Annotated in this window: 1 protein-coding gene; it reads right to left on the bottom strand. The window is 48.8% G+C overall.

Going from position 1 to position 959, the window contains the following annotated elements:
* A partial coding sequence (locus CWC18_RS20180; protein ID WP_138675989.1) for an AMP-binding protein occupies window positions 1-959 on the bottom strand: 959 nt, incomplete at both ends.

Here is a 959-nt window from a genome sequence, read left to right as displayed (position 1 = left end):
TCTTGTTCCTCACCTCGTAATGGGAGCCCTTGCAATGCCTTACGGTCTACTTTGCCATTCACGTTTAACGGCAACTCTGCCATCACCAATAAATGCTGTGGATGCATATAACTCGGTAGACGCGCTGCTAAATAAGCCTCTATCTCTGCCTGCTCTAACGTACTGGCAACGTAACCTACCAGTTGCTTCTGCGCGCCAGCCTCTTGTACTAATATCACCGCATCTGTGATCCCCTCATGCTCACACAAAGCCGTTTCTATCTCTCCTGGCTCCACGCGATATCCGCGGATCTTAACCTGCTGATCTATTCGCCCTAGGAACTCAATCAAACCAGCATCGTTAAAGCACACTTTATCGCCTGTGCGATACATACGTGATGGCTCGTCCATGAAAGGGTCTACCAAGAAGCTGCTTGCTGTCTTGTTTGGCGCTCCTAAATACCCTGCTGCAAGCGCTGCACCACCGATGAATAACTCCCCTGGTGTCCCTGGTGCAACTGGATTAAGGTTACTGTCTAGGATATAACACACCGTGTTATCCAATGGCTTACCAATCGGCACTGCCTGACGTTCATCCCAACGGCTCATGGCATAAAAACAAGTAAATGTCGTCGCTTCTGTTGGACCATACCCATTCACAAGTGTATGACTCCAAGGTGCCGCTAAGTACGTTGAAACATGACGAGGTGATAATGCATCTCCCCCGGCCACTAAGGCACGTAGCCCCTTCAATGCCGATACCTTTTCATCAACCACAACATGGAACAAGGATGCTGTCAGCCACAACACACTCACCTGATGACGTGCTATTTCTTGCTCTATCAACTCTACGGTGACTTTACCTGTGTCTGCCACTGCCACTGTTGCACCATTTAATAAAGCGGCCCATATCTCAAAGCTGGATGCATCAAATACGATGGGGGCTAATTGCAGCAAGACATCCTCTGCATTAATCGCTAA

This window comes from Pseudoalteromonas aurantia (assembly GCF_005886875.1).
Taxonomy (GTDB): domain Bacteria; phylum Pseudomonadota; class Gammaproteobacteria; order Enterobacterales; family Alteromonadaceae; genus Pseudoalteromonas; species Pseudoalteromonas aurantia_A.
This window is presented reverse-complemented; position numbering and strand designations above follow the sequence as displayed.